Genomic DNA, 15,079 nt, shown 5'->3' with positions numbered 1-15,079 from the left:
CGGGCCGCTGGTCACGGGGTCACCGCCTCCTGCACGGCCGCGAGTCCGGCGTTGGCGGCATCGGTCAACGGGCCCAGCTGCCCCGGCGCGAACGGCGCCACCGCATCGAGCACGTCGATGGTGACCGTGACCAGATCCGTCAGCGGCGGCTGAGCCTTCGCCCACGAAACCGCGTCCCGGGCGGCGTTCGTCGCGGCATCGGCCGCCGCCGGTGCCCACGGCTGCGACTGCACCCAGTCGACACCGGCCGCGACCGCATCGGCAGCCCCTTGCAGGAGCTGCTGGCCGCCGGGCTGCGCGGCGACGGCGTCGACCGCCCCTTCGGCGGCCGCGCCCGCACCGGTGAACGCCTGCTGCACCTGATCGTGCAGCGACGGCCCCGGAGCCGGAGCCGCCGGAGTGGGTCGTGCGGGGGAATCCTCCGGCGGCGCAACATAATCCGAGCCGTCACCGGCGGTCGCCACCGCGCCGAACGTGCCGCCGACGAGCGCGCCCAGCAGAGCCGCGGGCACGCCGATCACGGTCGCGCCGATCAACGCACCGGCCGCCGCGCCGATCACGGTCCCGGCCACGCCGCTGGTCACCGTGCCGATCACCGGCACCGGGATGATCGTGCCTGCAGCGGCCCCGACGATGCCGCCGATGGTGCCACCGATCAACGAGCCACCGACTGCCGCGGGCGCTCCGATCACGAAGAACCCGATCGTGCCGCCGGTCGCCACACCCACGACCGTCCCGGTGGCGATGCGGTCGGAGCGACTCTCGGAGAACCCGATGCTGTTGAGCCAGGTGTTCACATCGCGCTGAGCCAGGGCCATGTACGCATTCGCGTGCCAGGCCACATCGGGCGGAACCCAGTCCGGGCGAGGGATCTTCGCATCCCCGGTGCCCAGCCACTCCGGCGTCGGCGGGGTGATGATCTTCTGCGGCTCGACCGGCATCGGGGCGTGCAGTCCGCCCAGATCCTCCCCCAACGTTGTCGGAGGCTGTGCGTAGTAGCTCGACTGAGCGCCGCTGCCGCCCGAGCGCGACGGCGGATTCCGGTACTCCTGCGGCCCGTACACCGGCGGATCCGGCAGTATCGAACCCAGCGGTGACTGCTGCTGCGGCTTGGGCGGCGGCGTCGGCGCCGGACTCGACACACCCGACTGCTCACGCGGCGCCGTCGTCACACCAGGCTGCTCGGGATCGGTCACACCGGGCTGCTGGGGCGGAGCCGCCAACGCCACACCGGAACCGGCCAGCATCACCGCCAGCGCCGCCTTAAACGCGACCGCCGCACGGGCGGCGTTGCCCGTGGCGGCGCGCGCAGCGCGGTGCGCGCCCACGGCGCGCGGACGCGCCTGAACCTGCAACGGCAGACGACCCGCCCCGCGGACCCCCAGTCGCACTGATGGTGTCGATGTCGTCGACAACCCGTGCTGCCCTTGTCCCAGCGCTGCCGAGCCGGGCTGCCCTGAGGCCGCGTATGCGGTGGCCGCGCTGTCGGCCGCCACCAGGGGCAGCGCCGTCAGCGCGGTCAAACGTCTGCGGGTTCTTGCCATTCGACTCCTCCGATCAATTCTATTTTATTGTAGCGATCTATTGCGGTTATCAATTGTGACACTTTGTGACAACACAGCTGGGGTTGCGGCACCATGGCCGACCATGGACGTGTGCGACGGATGAGCCGCATGCAGTTGGCCGGCTTCCGCCCTGATCGCCTGCTGGAAGAGCGCGAGAAGCTGGGCTGGTCCCAAGGCGACCTCGCTCTGCGGATCACCGCTGTTCTGCGCGAGCGCGCGGGAATCGACATCGACGACGACCGCGGCCCGAAAGTCACCACCAGCGCGATCTCGACCTGGGAACGAGGCAAATCCACCCCCACGGCCGACAACCTCGCCGCCGCGGCCGGATTGCTCGGCGTCGCGACGGACTACCTCATCGACATCCCCGAAGAACAACGGACCCTGCGAACCCTGCGCGAGCTCTCGGGGCGCACCCAGCCGACACTCGCCGCGCAAACGGGAATCTCGAGCGGGCTCTTGGCATCCCTCGAACGCGGACACGCCTCGCTCACCGACGATGTCGCCACCCGGCTCGCCGGGCGACTGAACCTGTCCGTCGAGGCCATCCGTGCCGCCTACCTGCGAGGCCGCCGACACCGACTCGCAGCGCCCGGGGCTTCCCCTGGGCGCACCGAGATGCACCGACCTTCGCATTAAGTGAAGTTAATGTGAAGTCAATAGGAATGTCAACGGAAGTGAGCAGGAACCAGAGCGTATGTGACCGCCGGTGCTGATTCTGCCAAGCTGGGAGCAATAGGAAGTAGCCGATAGGAAGTGGTCGTGACGGGACCTGCATACAATTCGTGTGCGTTGCCGGTATGATTCCTATCCGTGGAGCAACCGAGCGGGCAGTCATTCGGCAACTGGGTGCGTGGACGCCGAACCGAACTCGGGCACGCAATCGGTGGGATGACTATTGCCCAAGCCGCGGCCAAATCCGTTGAGCTTGATGGACGTGGAGTGACCGACCGGACGTGGGGACTGCTCGAGCGAGACGAGACTCGCCCCAGTGCCAGCACGCTGGCCTATGTCGACTTCGTGCTGAAGTGGGAGCCCGGCAGCGCGTCGAAGGCTTTCCACGACCGTATTCCGCCTACCCCGATCGTCGAACCAGTCGTCAGCGAAGTTGAACCAGTCGTCAGCGAAGATGTAAAACGCTTCACAACAAAGGATGTGCAACGCATAGTTCGGCTTGAGAAAGCGTTCGATCGCGCTGGGATTACCGGCGGCGGGGCCCGCAACCACAACATCATCGACATCGACGCGCAGGGGGGCTACACGCTCAGCGGCGAAGCGATGGACGCCCTCATTGCATTCCTCGACTCGCTGCCGCCGGAGTCCTGACCGGGGCCTGGTTCGTCCGCGTCGGCATCATCGTCGACGGAGGAATCGGGAGGGGCCACGGATTCGATCCCGTCCGATTCGCGCCGGACGATCGTTGGTTTCGGCTTGGTGTGGCGTCGATCCATCGTGGGCCGCGCCGCTGGACAGGTCCGTCCAGGTCATGCCGCCATCGGCGAGGGCACGCACGTGGATGTGAGCGGTCACCACCAGCCCAGCGCCGATCAACTGGTTGGCCACGGCATCGGACGCCACGATGATCGGCCCAGCGACGCGCGTGGAGCCCACCACGATCAGCACGGCCCGATTGGTTCCCAGCGATTGCGCCACCTCGGCCATCATCGTCGTCACTGTCGCGGCGGCTCGCCAATGCAGCGTTGCGGCCACTTCGGGCCCCCGCGACAGCACTACGACCAGGCCCGCACCAGCGTGCCGCACGCCACGGGCCGAGTCGAGCGCTTTGAGCACCGCCGCCGCTTCATCACTGGCCAGCATCGACTGCTCCCGCCCCCGTGTCGCGTGCCCACTCGACGTCCATGTCACCTGGGAAACACACCCCAACAGCACCGACCTCGAGTCCACGGATCCACAGGCCGAGTTCGTCGCCGTGCGACTCGACAGCGGGAGGTAGCTGCAGCCCATACATTTCCAGCCGGTTCCGGCATCGGCGCTTCACTGCAGTTGTCCTTGTCCGAGACCCGAGTTTGCCGCGAGCCTATCGACGCGGGCGGGTACTCGCCCCCGAAAACCTGGTCCGCGCAGGCCGATCACGGTCATGACCGTGACGGTCACCAGAAGTGCGACCGCGATGACGAGAGCGATATCGCGATGGCTCACAAGCTGCTCCACCCGTGATCGGTCATCGCCCACCTCGCGCGTTGGCGATATCGACCGACAGCGCCGTGAACCAGTCCGCAGCCTGCTCAGTCGCACCGCCGCCGTAGCTGGTGTGGTTCGCCATGACGTCGGCGTAGCTCACGATCGTCGCCGGATCCAACACGTCGGCATTGGCCGCCAGATTCGCCGCGATCGCCGCACCGATCTGCCCAGCCAGCCGCGGCAACTGCCGCAGTGGATCAGCCGCCACAGCGGCCACGATGCGGCCCACTTTGTCCGCCGCCTCCTGCGTCCGGTCCGAACCCGGCGCCGGGGTGCGAGGGTCGGCCGCATCGGCGATCCGATCCGAAACGGATTCGGCGGGAACGTAATTGACACCGCCATTGCCATCGATCTGAACATCGTGGAGAACGACCGCCGCGGTGGCCGCCGCGGTCGTCTGCTGCCAGGCTCCGCCGAGCGAGGTGACAGCGGCGATCGGATCGTGCAGATCCGCGCGGGCAGCCAGCCCGGCCGCCGTGCGCAGAACCGCAGCATGATCGGGGGCATCACAGGCCAGATCGCGGCGAGCGCAAAACTCCCCGACACGCCCAGACAGTCCACCGAACCCGGCCTCATCGGGTGTGATGCCGCCGCTGGCTGGCGGCACCGGGACCCGAATCTGCTGCGTCGCAGCACCATCGGTGCCCGGCGCTGGAGAGGGGGCCAACTGCCCCGGCGCCCCGGGGAAGGGAGCGCCGCCCGCCGGGCGGGTGCCGTCGCTGAACAGCGCCACCCCGGCCACACGATCGGCAGGCACCGGGCCGTGGCCCTCACCGACCTCGCGAGCGAACTGTGCCGCCGCGACGGCACCTTGCGAGTAGCCGGCCACGGCCAGCATCGTGTGCGGGCAGCGAGACACGACGCCGGCTGCCGTCGCGTTCAGTCGGGCCGTCGCCTGCTCGACCGATGAAGAGAACGGTTCCCGTCCTTCGCCGGTTCCCGGAGCACCGCCGAAGCTGGCCTCGTAGGGGATGGTCACCTGCTCGATATCCACGCCCCGCGCAAGCATCGGTCCAACCATCGTGCCCAGCATCCCGCCGGTGACATCCGGATTCGCCGCGGGCGTGGACTCCCCGGTGCCTTGCACTCCCAGCACCATCAGTCCCGGGCAACTCGTCACCGGCACCGCGCCGTCAGGGCCGGACCTGGCGGAGACCGCGTAGAAATCGTCGAGAAGCGCAGTCGGCCGCACCGGCGGCTCGGCCTGCGCAGGAATTGCCGCGAGCGCCGTCCCACCGCATACCATTGCAGCGGCGGTTAGCGTATAGATGTGTCGCACAGGGTGATTCCTCACATCAACGGCGGTGCTGGTTGAACCTCGAGGTTCAACCAGCACCGCGGGATCATCTCGAAAGCGGGCGGTCTACCCATGCGGGGGCAGACCGCCGAAACGCGAAGGCCCCCACAGGCACTCGACGCTCGATGCCCGAGCCCGGGTGCCCGCAGGGGCCTTACATCAGAGGGCCACCGTCTCCGTTCACTCCCAGCTGTTTGCGGCAGTTGGGAGCGAACGGACCGGCTCTCGCCGGTCAGCCGACTCCGCAGCGAGACGGCAGGGTCAGCGAAATCAGTGCGGAACGACGCTCAAGATGATGTTCACGACGTTGCCCAGCGCCGCCGTTATGAACATCGCGGCCTGCGCTCCGATGTTGATCATGCTGAGAATTGCGCCCATGGGGTCTTCCCTTTCCCTCGCGATCAGGCGATGCGTCCTTCGCATCCACCCGGGTGAGAGGCGACGACCTCGGGTTATACACCCGAGCCGTTCAGCCGGACAAGAACACCTCCCCCGGACTTCCTCCCCCTGTGGAATCTAATAGGAAGAGTGTAGGAAAGTCAAAGGAAGTTTGTATGATGTGACTGCAGGTATGATTCCGCAACTTGTCTTCGGAGCTGAACATGCTCAGCTCAGTTCAGTACGGAGGTGCCAGCGGGACGATGATGTGAAAGGGGTTGGTCTTCATGCGACGATGCAGGGCGCATCGGCAGGCACGAACGCCCATGCGAGGAAGGGGAAGTTCGATAGCCACCAACTCCTCCAGCGCGGTCATCCGTGGCCACGTCTGCAGGCACCAGTGCACCGCTATCCAGGCAGAGGTCAACACCGGGTTCTACGCAACGGTCCCCACACGGATCGACCCAGCGCATCCAGCCCGGCCAGCTGATCCAGCCGCTACCGGAACCCCAAGTCCCCGCAACGAGCGAAAGGCATTCGGGCAATTCGCATCACGGCCCGCTGGCGCTTGCGGGCAGTCCGCGCTTTACCTCGGAGCGTCGCGTGCATGTGGTGGGCCACTGGCTACTACTTTCCCCGCCGCTACTCGGCGCAGACTCGCCACCATTCCGTCGGCGCGTCGCGCGCATCGATCACCCCGGAATGATATTGATATGACTATGCCCCGCCGGAGAGAGAGCCACGGCCCCAAGCGACACCGTCGCGAGGCCGACGCAATCGGCAAACTGTTCGTGGAGATCGACAAGGACCTTGTCGAGCGCGCCCAGAAAACGGCTGAGTGCCAGAACGTGAATCTATGGGAAGTTGTGGAGTCAGCACTCCGCAAAGGGTTGCCGTCTTTGCCTGTCAAACAGGGGCAACAGACGCTCATCGAAGTACCACAACAGGATCGCTACGCAAGCTGAAATGCACTCTGTGCCAGCGGGACTGAGAACCGTTAGGTTGCAGATGAACGACCAGGAGGTACCGGACAAGTCCGCGTGACATCGACCCGCTTGTGAGGGCTCTGTACCTGGTTCCCTGAAAACCGAAACGCTCCCGGCGTGTTGCCGAGAGCGTTCGGTAAGTAGGGGGACGAGTTCCCGCTCGTCCGCCAGCCAGACTCTCGCAGACAATGAACCGACTAAGGACCACTCTTGTCGCAAGAGCCTGGGTCCGATGGTACCTCGCGCCTCGAGCCGGTCACAACCGACACGGGCCGTGTCGAACACATCGGCCACCTCAAACCACGTTTTGCTGGCGCGCCATCGCCTGACTTCTCTTTCCGCGACCCCGGATATCTTTCCGCGCTCGAGCGGGTGATGTATCGCCGATGGTTCGTCATGATCGCGGCCGACAACACCGGTTCGGGCACCGTTCGAACGCTCGACGCCGCACGCAAGGCCCTTGCCGACGGCTCCGCCGCGTCGGCCGGTGGGCGATTGGTCGATGAGCTCCTGGGGGCCGATATCGACGCCGAGGATCCCCTTGTCGGGGACGCGTGTGCCGAAGCTCTCATCGCTTGGTGCGATGCCCACGGCCTGCCGTACATATTGCGTGACAGTGGCCGTCCCGGTGGCCGCCACATCGTCGCCGTCATTACCAATCATGCGGTGCCACACAAGGAATGGGCCAAACTCTGCCGTCGCTTGTCGCGCCTCTACCGAGTGGTGGTCGACGATCGCACCGGCAAGGTGTTGCGGTTGCTCACCGCCCCGCACCGCGTCGGCTTGTCATCGTCGGTGATCGCCTGCACGATCACCCCGGCGGCCGTCATGGACGCCATCGCCCGCCGTGCTGGTAAATCCGCCGCCAAGGCCCGCCGTGCTCGTCGCACGGCCGTCGTGGGTGATTCGAGTCGTTCGGCACAGGAGTATGGGCACGCGTGCGCGCTCGCACGGCGCGGCGTGTCGGCGGCTGAGGCGTGGACGGAGATCGCCGCCGCCGCAGGCAAAGCCGCGGAGTTGGGCAAGGCGTGGTTCCAGCGCTACGTGTGGCTGCCCGCAGTTACCACCGTCGCCGCCGAGAACGGCCTGGATGAAGACGCGGCCTGGGAGCTCGCACAAACGGCCTGCCCCTCGGTCCGTTCACGGGGCCGTGATTTCTGGCGTTATTGGTGGCGGAAAGCCTCCGCTGAAGCGTCTGTCGACCGGCCGCGCCGCTACCGGCTGCCCGAGGACCCCGAAGCTGCCGAAGCGGCGCTGGCACCGGAAGTTGCGGCCGAACTCGACGCGCACCGAGATGGTCTGCGCCTCGCCGTCGATGCGCTGACCGGCATCGACCCGCGTCGTCGCCACAGTCTGCACTGCGCTGTCCACGCCGTTGCCTACGCCATCGTGACCCGCGATGGGTCGATGAGTTCTCGCACCATCTCCGAACATGCCCGAATCGCCCGCTCCACCACTCTGACCGCCCTCGATGTCGCCGTCACCCGAGGCGTCCTAGTGGTGACCCACCGTTATGCCGGAGGCGCCACCGACTGCGCCGCCTATGGTCCCGGTCCAGCCGCCACTGACTACATTTCCGCAGCTCGCAACATTTCTCCGACCACTAGGTGTACCACCCCCGCCCCCCACGGCTCCGCCTCCCTCACTCACCTCCGCGCGACCCACTCGAAAGACCGCCGCGCCTGGTCGCTCCGCTGCGACGCACTGGCTTCGCTCGCACCCGGCGAGCGCCTGGCCACTAGCCAGCACCCCGCCGCGAAACTGCTGCGCAGCCTGTGGTTCCAGCGTCGTTGGTGGTCCTCGCTGACGGCCGAGGAGCAGGCTGAGCGCCGCACACAGCGTCGGGAGCATCTGGGCACCCTCCACAAGAGTGTGCGCTCGGCGTGGTTCACCTGGCTGGCCGAGCGCGAGGACATCGCGGCGGCCGCAGTCCGGATCAGCGCCACCGAACCCGGTCCCGGCGACGTGCAGACCGTGCTGGGTGCCCCGCTGACGATCCACCGGGGCCTAGCCGAGTCTGGCTGGAGGGAGGGGCGCTCCTTGCCCGCAGCAGCGTGACCGGGTGCTGGCACCACTCAGGCATTGCAAAACTGGTTTGCGGTGTACTGCGATCTACCCGACGGAGGCAGTCCGGGACATATCCGCTGGGACCTCATACCCCACCAGTGCCCGCACTTCTCGGGTGCCCATCTCCAGCAACTCCGCGTACGTCACCGCCGGAAGACCGTTCCCGGTCAGGAAGTCCCGCACATCCGCGTCGGAGTCGACGACCAGCCGCACCTCGCACCGAAAGCGGTGCTGCAAGTTTCGAGAGTGTTTGGCACGCAGTACGCCTCGCGCATGCGACTGCCCGGCGGGCGTGCGCGCTAACACCCTGCCCGGCGGGAAGCCGTGACGCGTGAGCCATTCCTGGCTGTCGGCGATCGTGGAGATGTCGCAATCGGATGAATACGCGATGCCGTAACCCAGGCCGGCGAAGTAGCCGACCAGGTCGCGGTGTTCCTCAATCACCCGCGCCTGCGGTATCGCGGCGAAGAATGCCTTCCACCGATCCATGCGACGAACCTGCTTGTCCTCAAGCAGATGCCCGAACTCAGACATGTCGGCGAGTGCGCCGGTTCGGCCCAGGAGATCGAAAACCACCACCGGGCCACCGGCGGCCTGTGCAATATCGGTCACCTCATCTCCTTTCTGCTCTCGCACGCCTGCAGCTCCCCCCACAAAGGGGGCTGCTTATCCTGCCTCAGTATCTATCAGCTGAGGCCGTGGTCCAGGCAGGCGTGCAAGTGGAACCCGTGGATCCTTGGCTCGTGCGGGGATGCCCCAGCTCGAAGTTCCTGGCGAGTCAACCTGGGCGAATTGGCGGAACGGCCCGCGAGAAGTGATGGTTCGCGGCCCATCGCATGTGGCGGAAGTGGCGAACCGCAGATCCCGGCGTGCTGGCAACCCCCCAAGGAGGGGAAGCCGGGATCCGACCGCCATCACTCCCGGCGTGTCCGCCGAGTCTACAAACAAAGATAACATTACTTACATAACGTCATGCAAGTAATGTTTGTCATGGAAAATATGTTATTATTTATCCATGGCGATGAACGACATCCAGGGCGCTCCCATCGGCTACGAGGACGCATTCACTCTCTCTGCGGCGCGGGAAGCGGTACTCGCCGCGATCGAGACAGCACGCGCGAGCGGAGCGCTAGCGGACGAAGTCGGGATCGCCGAGTTGACCGGCCAGGCAGGCGAGATCGGCGACGTGTACGCGCTGCATCGGCTCGTGGAACTGACACCGGCGCTGGATCAGCAGCTCTGCCGGTTCCCCGGTTGCTTCCATCCACGGCGGCCCGCGGAGAAGACCAAACCGTTTGTCTACTGCGCCCATGTGCGAGACGCCCAGGGGCGGCAGAAACACACTCCTACGCGGTCGATGCGGCTGCGTAACTGGCTCGAGGCCGGGGCGCTCCCCCAGGCCGAGCCCGTGGAGGACGACCCCGGCGGCGTGCGCCCGGTATCGCTGGCGCGCATGTCGATTCCTGATCAGATAGCACGGGTCGAACAGGCCGCCGAGCAGGTGGCGACGCAGTTGACCAGCGCCATGAATGAGCTGCGCAAACAGGTCGCTCTCGTCGGCGACGACGAAGCCCGCGCCGCGGAAATCGAATCGGTGCGCTACGACGAGGGCAAGAAGGCGGACGAGGCCAAGGGCGCGCAGCTGGCCGCCGAGCGGGACGCGCGCAAGGCTCGCCAAGGCGCGGACGCCGCTGAACAGGCCCGCCTCGAAGCCGTCGAGGCCGCCGAGGAAGCCAACGCCCGCGCCGACCGCGCCGAGCAGAACGCGGCTGAGCAGGCCGAGCGCGACGCACAGGCCGTCACCAATGCTCAAGACGCCGCCGAGCTGGCACGAGCCGAAGCCGTCACCGCCATCGCCGAGGCCGACACCAGAATTCAGCAGGCGACCGCCGACGCCGATGAGCGAGTCGCCGCCGCGCAAAGCGCCGCCGACGCACGCATTGAGGAAGCCGAAAACACCGCCCAACAGCGGATCGAGGCCGCGGAAACCGATGCGCAAGAACGAATCCGCGCCGCCGAACAGCGAGCAGAGCAGGAAATCGCCCGCATCCGCGAGGAAGCCGACACGGCCGTCACCGCGGCCCAGGACGAGGCGCAGACCGCGCAATCGGCCGCCGAGACCGCCACGAACCAGATGCGTGCGGCCCAGGACGACGCCGCCGAAGCCCGCCGGGCCTCCGCCCGTGACGAAGCCGCCGCGAAGGCCGCTCGGGAAGAACTCGTCAGGGTCAGAGACGAACGTGACCGTCTCCAGCAGCGGCTAGACGATGCCGAAGGTCGGCATCGGACAGAACTCGATGCCGCCAATACCCGCCTCGATGCCCTGCAATCCCGGCTGGACGATAGCCAGCGGCTTCATCAAGACGAGCTGCGTCGTCTCGCCACCGAACGCGCCACCGAACGCGCCCAGGACGAAGCACGCGCGGCCACCCAGCTCGAATCGATCCAGAGCGCCCATACTGCGCAAGTCGAATCCCTGCACGAGCGGATCAGCCTCATGCAGAACGAACTCAACCGTGCACGCTCAGCCGAGACGCCCCCGGAAGCGTCGGAGAGCGACGACCTGTAGTCACTAGCATCATTCCCCGCTTTCCCTCCGTCGGTGGGAATGTCGAAATCTCCCCACCCGGGCGTGCCCTTTACTCAAAACATTATGTCACTGTGACGTTTTCGTGCGGAGCAAAGGCGGCCCGGGGTTCGGGAGGCGCTATCCGCGGGCGGGCGTGAGCCGCGGTGTCACCATGCGGATCCGGGGACGCTCGGCGGACGGTTCGTCGCGGAGTTCGGTGCGCACGCTGGTGGTTGGGCGGATCCGGGGCGTGTGCGGGCGTGTCGTCGCCGCCGGTGCCTGCTCGTGCGGGGCGGTAGTCGCCTCGGTGCGCGGCGCACGGCGCGCGCGCGGTGCTGGGGATGCCAGCGGGCTGTCGACGGTCGACGCGGACGTGGGATTAGGTGCCCGCGTCGGAGGCGCGGCGACTTGGACCGGTTCGGGCGCCGAGCGCGCGGCGAGCGCGGGGACCGCCACGGGGGCGGGCTCGGGGTTCACCGGAACACGGGTTGCGGACGCCTTCACCACTGGGGCCGGGGCGGGCACCGTCTCCTCCACTTCGGGGATCGCGCGCGGAGCGAGGCGCGCCGCGGTCGACGCCGCAACCACCGCAACGTCCGCGACCAGGATCGCGCCGTCCACAACACATGGCACCAGCCACGCCAACCCCGTTGGGACACCGCACATCTCACCGAACTCCGCCAGCGCGGCGAACGACAACCGGAACGCCGCAGCGGCCAGGCCGACCGCGCCGATCAACGCGAGCGCGAGCGCGACGTAGACGAGTCGGGAGCCGCGGGTCACCTGCGCCAGGCGCAGCAGGCGCGCGATCAGCTCGGTGACACCGAGCAACGCCAGCGGGGCCAGTACACCGAATCCGGCTGCCGCCCACGGCGGGAGCGCCGCGTCGTTGCCCTGCTTCAGCCAGGCGTGCACGCCGTTGGCGGCCACCGACGCGACCGCCCAGAACGCGAGCAGTGCCCAACCGCATTGGCGGACACCAGCAACCGCGGCCGCGAACTCCGCCTGCCTCACCCCCTCCCCCGCTGGCGGGACAGACGCGGACAGCGCGGGGGCGGGGCGGGGGACAACAGCAACGGTCACAACAGGGCTCCAGACGGGGCGTACAGCGACGTTCAGGCGGCAATCGTGGGTCGGGCCGGGGCGAGGGTGGTTACTTGCGCAGGAGGGCGCGCAGATCATCCAGCGGCAACTCCACGTCGGCGCGCGACGCGGCGGCCAACAGTTCCGCTTCGATGACGATCGGCGATAGCCCGTCAGCGACGCAGCGTTCGATCGTTTCGGCGAGCTCGTTCAGCCTGTCGGTCGCTTTGCGGGTCGCCGACGCCGCCGCGTACGCGGCGTCGCTGACCGACTTCTTCGCCTGCTTCGCTTCCAGCGGCGACAGCTGAGGCGCCTGCGCGGCACGGGGTTTCGGAGACCGGGCGGCGGACTTGCTCGCCCTGCGGGACGCGTCCTTCGGCTGCGCGGCGCGGTCCTGGTTCACCGGCTCCTGGTCGTCGTCGGCGACCACGTCCCCCTCCAGCTCCGGCTCGTGCGAGTCCGCGACGTTCGCCGACTCGTCGGGCACCGCCTCCAGATGCACCACCCCACCCGCAGCGGCCCTCTCCTCCTCGGCACGTTCAGCGGCGCGCTGCGCGGCGCGCTGCGCCGCGGTAAGGCGGACGGGAAGCTCGTCGGCGGGATGGCTGGTGCCGCCAAACGCCGGTGCACGATCGGGTTGCGTAGTCATGCTGCTTCTCCTGCCGGGATCAGGCCCTGCTCGCGGGCTAGGTTGTCGTACGCCTCACGCAGATGGGTGATCTTGTCTTTGTCGCGCGGTTTCTCATAGAGGTGGATCGGTGTGCGCGCCGAATGGGCGTCACCACGCACCGTGTACCGCTTGATGACGTGGGGCGACACCAGATCACCGAACTCAGCTTTCAACTCCGCTGTGCGCGTCCGGTTCTCGATCGTCGGCTGTGGGACCGCTTCGCCGTTGATGATTAGCCGCCCCAGCTCCAGCCGCTGATTGGCGCGCTTCTGAATGCGCTCCATCGTCTCCACCAACTCACCGGTGCCACGCGTGGAATCCATGGCCGGCTCGGCGACGATGACCAGCTCGTCAGCGGCACACAGCGGGATGTACAGCGGGTCACCCAGGGTCGGTGGCGTATCGAACAGCACGCCCCGGTACATGCTGAGGTCCACACTCTCGAACGCGATGTCCAGGTTGTAGATCACCTCGCTGCCGAGTTTCGGCGCGTTCGCCAGGCTGGGATGCCCGGCGATGACATCAACGAAATCCCATTTGGTCGGCTGGATGACGTCGACCAGCTTCATCGGCTTCGTCGGATGCAGCAGGTCGGTGACGGTCGGGATACCCGACCGCGGATCCACTCCCAGCCCCATGGTGGCGTCGGCAGATGGGTCGCAGTCCACCACGAGCAGGCTACCGCCGTTATCCTCGTCTCGTTGACCGGCGGCCTCCAGCTGCATGAGGTACCACATGACAGCGCTGGTGATACCCAACACGGTCTGCGTTTTGCCTACCCCACCCTTCTGGTTCGCGAAGGCGGCCCGCCTCGGTTGCTGCGCCATCGAGTGCCCCTACTCCTGTTCGTGAATAAGCCCGTGAAATCGGTTGGCAGCCTATACGTTCGGTAGCGCGCTCGCCCAGTATCTTGCCCGCCCCGGCGTGTCGCCTGCCGAGAATCCGATCGATCAGCAGAACCGGCACCTCCACATGCGATCGACAGATCCACCGGCGACACGCCCCGCCCGATGATTGACCCGCCGAACGTTATGCCGAACAATCGTGCGAGCGCACGGACGCGCGACCGGACGTGCGCCCGACCATCCAACCCGCAGACCGAGTCTCGGACCGGTCTGCCTGACAGCTCACCAGTCGACCAACACACCCAACGATCGCCAGACCAACCCATCGGCAGGTGGACCAGTTAACTGGGGGACCAGGATACCGGTCTGCCCGTCAACCGACAGTGAGCCCTGGAGCATGTACGCCCTGAGGATCACTCGTCACGACGATCGACCGGTCAATCCGGCTTGCTGGCGGTCGGTCTGCAACCCCGCCAGACGAACCCATGACGGCGCATATGCGCAATCGTGTTCGCGAACGCGCGGGGATCCGACGGCGTACCCGCCATACCGGTCGTGCTGACAACATCCGAGGCGTACAGCTGTGCGTGCTTGCGGTGGCGAGTCACTGTCCACCCCTGCACGACCGCTTCAGCGATCAACCGTTCCCGCGCACCATCGCGCACGCTGCCGAGAGGCCACGCAGGTGCTGCTGCACCGCGAACATGTGCGCGTCGAACGCCTCGGCGACCCGCGACCCACGACATTCAGATCACATCCGGCGGCAGCGGACGTCGTCGCGCCCCAACTGGATCCGATGCTGGTCGCGTACTGGCTGGAGCTCCCGGACCGTCCGGCCAGCACGGCATCTCAGCCCCGACGTTGCCGACCAGGAGCCGGTGAACCAGGACCGCGCCGCGCAGCCGAAGGACGCGTCCCGCAGGGCGAGCAAGTCCGCCGCCCGGTCTCCGAAACCCCGTGCCGCGCAGGCGCCTCAGCTGTCGCCGCTGGAAGCGAAGCAGGCGAAGAAGTCGGTCAGCGACGCCGCGTACGCGGCGGCGTCGGCGACCCGCAAAGCGACCGACAGGCTGAACGAGCTCGCCGAAACGATCGAACGCTGCGTCGCTGACGGGCTATCGCCGATCGTCATCGAAGCGGAACTGTTGGCCGCCGCGTCGCGCGCCGACGTGGAGTTGCCGCTGGATGATCTGCGCGCCCTCCTGCGCAAGTAACCACCCTCGCCCCGGCCCGACCCACGATTGCCGCCTGAACGTCGCTGTACGCCCCGTCTGGAGCCCTGTTGTGACCGTTGCTGTTGTCCCCCGCCCCGCCCCCGCGCTGTCCGCGTCTGTCCCGCCAGCGGGGGAGGGGGTGAGGCAGGCGGAGTTCGCGGCCGCGGTTGCTGGTGTCCGCCAATGCGGTTGGGCTGCGGCGGTGG

14 protein-coding genes are annotated in these 15,079 nt (G+C 67.4%); 6 read left to right on the top strand and 8 right to left on the bottom strand.

Annotation, left to right across the window (positions count from 1 at the left end):
• Positions 1 to 11: 11 nt before the first annotated feature.
• Positions 12 to 1,544, bottom strand: coding sequence for a hypothetical protein (locus ACQPYR_RS43385; RefSeq protein WP_433635577.1), 1,533 nt, complete (start codon positions 1,542 to 1,544; stop codon positions 12 to 14).
• Between the two features lie 129 nt (positions 1,545 to 1,673).
• Between ACQPYR_RS43385 and ACQPYR_RS43380 the strand changes: the two genes are divergently transcribed.
• A complete protein-coding gene (locus tag ACQPYR_RS43380) occupies positions 1,674 to 2,204 on the top strand; it encodes a helix-turn-helix domain-containing protein (protein WP_433635576.1) in 531 nt (176 codons plus the stop codon).
• 174 nt (positions 2,205 to 2,378) lie between these two features.
• On the top strand, positions 2,379 to 2,891 hold the full coding sequence (locus ACQPYR_RS43375; RefSeq protein ID WP_433635575.1) for a hypothetical protein: 513 nt from the start codon (positions 2,379 to 2,381) through the stop codon (positions 2,889 to 2,891).
• Positions 2,892 to 2,918: 27 nt separating this feature from the next.
• On the opposite strand, the gene ACQPYR_RS43370 is transcribed toward ACQPYR_RS43375, so the two are convergent.
• The 3 genes from ACQPYR_RS43370 to ACQPYR_RS43360 all read right to left on the bottom strand — a co-directional run bounded on the left by ACQPYR_RS43370 (position 2,919) and on the right by ACQPYR_RS43360 (position 4,959).
• A complete protein-coding gene (locus tag ACQPYR_RS43370) occupies positions 2,919 to 3,383 on the bottom strand; it encodes a hypothetical protein (RefSeq protein WP_433635574.1) in 465 nt (154 codons plus the stop codon).
• A 177-nt stretch (positions 3,384 to 3,560) separates the two neighbouring features.
• The gene (locus ACQPYR_RS43365) at positions 3,561 to 3,725 is read right to left on the bottom strand and encodes a hypothetical protein (RefSeq protein ID WP_433635573.1); all 165 of its coding nucleotides are present in this window, start codon (positions 3,723 to 3,725) and stop codon (positions 3,561 to 3,563) included.
• A 22-nt stretch (positions 3,726 to 3,747) separates the two neighbouring features.
• Complete coding sequence (locus tag ACQPYR_RS43360; protein WP_433635572.1) at positions 3,748 to 4,959, bottom strand: cutinase family protein; 1,212 nt, start codon at positions 4,957 to 4,959, stop codon at positions 3,748 to 3,750.
• Between the two features lie 1,196 nt (positions 4,960 to 6,155).
• Here ACQPYR_RS43360 and ACQPYR_RS43355 point away from each other — a divergent pair.
• Together ACQPYR_RS43355 and ACQPYR_RS43350 are read left to right on the top strand one after the other, a co-directional pair.
• A complete protein-coding gene (locus ACQPYR_RS43355) occupies positions 6,156 to 6,407 on the top strand; it encodes a hypothetical protein (RefSeq protein ID WP_433635571.1) in 252 nt (83 codons plus the stop codon).
• A 417-nt stretch (positions 6,408 to 6,824) separates the two neighbouring features.
• The gene (locus tag ACQPYR_RS43350; protein ID WP_433635570.1) at positions 6,825 to 8,486 is read left to right on the top strand and encodes a hypothetical protein; all 1,662 of its coding nucleotides are present in this window, start codon (positions 6,825 to 6,827) and stop codon (positions 8,484 to 8,486) included.
• A gap of 54 nt (positions 8,487 to 8,540) precedes the next feature.
• On the opposite strand, the gene ACQPYR_RS43345 is transcribed toward ACQPYR_RS43350, so the two are convergent.
• Positions 8,541 to 9,107 (bottom strand): hypothetical protein, encoded by a 567-nt coding sequence (locus ACQPYR_RS43345; RefSeq protein ID WP_433635569.1) that lies wholly within the window; start codon positions 9,105 to 9,107, stop codon positions 8,541 to 8,543.
• 403 nt (positions 9,108 to 9,510) lie between these two features.
• Between ACQPYR_RS43345 and ACQPYR_RS43340 the strand changes: the two genes are divergently transcribed.
• Positions 9,511 to 11,064, top strand: a complete 1,554-nt coding sequence (locus ACQPYR_RS43340) for a hypothetical protein (protein WP_433635568.1) — start codon at positions 9,511 to 9,513, stop codon at positions 11,062 to 11,064.
• Between the two features lie 138 nt (positions 11,065 to 11,202).
• On the opposite strand, the gene ACQPYR_RS43335 is transcribed toward ACQPYR_RS43340, so the two are convergent.
• From ACQPYR_RS43335 to ACQPYR_RS43325, 3 genes are all read right to left on the bottom strand, one after another.
• Positions 11,203 to 12,078 (bottom strand): DUF2637 domain-containing protein, encoded by an 876-nt coding sequence (locus ACQPYR_RS43335; protein ID WP_433635567.1) that lies wholly within the window; start codon positions 12,076 to 12,078, stop codon positions 11,203 to 11,205.
• 139 nt (positions 12,079 to 12,217) lie between these two features.
• Complete coding sequence (locus tag ACQPYR_RS43330; protein ID WP_433635566.1) at positions 12,218 to 12,796, bottom strand: hypothetical protein; 579 nt, start codon at positions 12,794 to 12,796, stop codon at positions 12,218 to 12,220.
• Entirely contained in the window at positions 12,793 to 13,644 is an 852-nt protein-coding gene (locus ACQPYR_RS43325; RefSeq protein ID WP_433635565.1) for a ParA family protein, read from the bottom strand. The genes ACQPYR_RS43330 and ACQPYR_RS43325 overlap by 4 nt, the downstream gene beginning before the upstream one ends.
• 896 nt (positions 13,645 to 14,540) lie before the next feature.
• Here ACQPYR_RS43325 and ACQPYR_RS43320 point away from each other — a divergent pair.
• Positions 14,541 to 14,873: a hypothetical protein gene (locus ACQPYR_RS43320; RefSeq protein WP_433635564.1), complete on the top strand. Its 333-nt coding sequence runs from the start codon at positions 14,541 to 14,543 to the stop codon at positions 14,871 to 14,873.
• Positions 14,874 to 15,079: the final 206 nt, after the last annotated feature.

Origin of the sequence: Nocardia sp. CA-120079 (assembly GCF_050955745.1) — a bacterium.
Classification (GTDB): domain Bacteria; phylum Actinomycetota; class Actinomycetes; order Mycobacteriales; family Mycobacteriaceae; genus Nocardia.
This window is presented reverse-complemented; position numbering and strand designations above follow the sequence as displayed.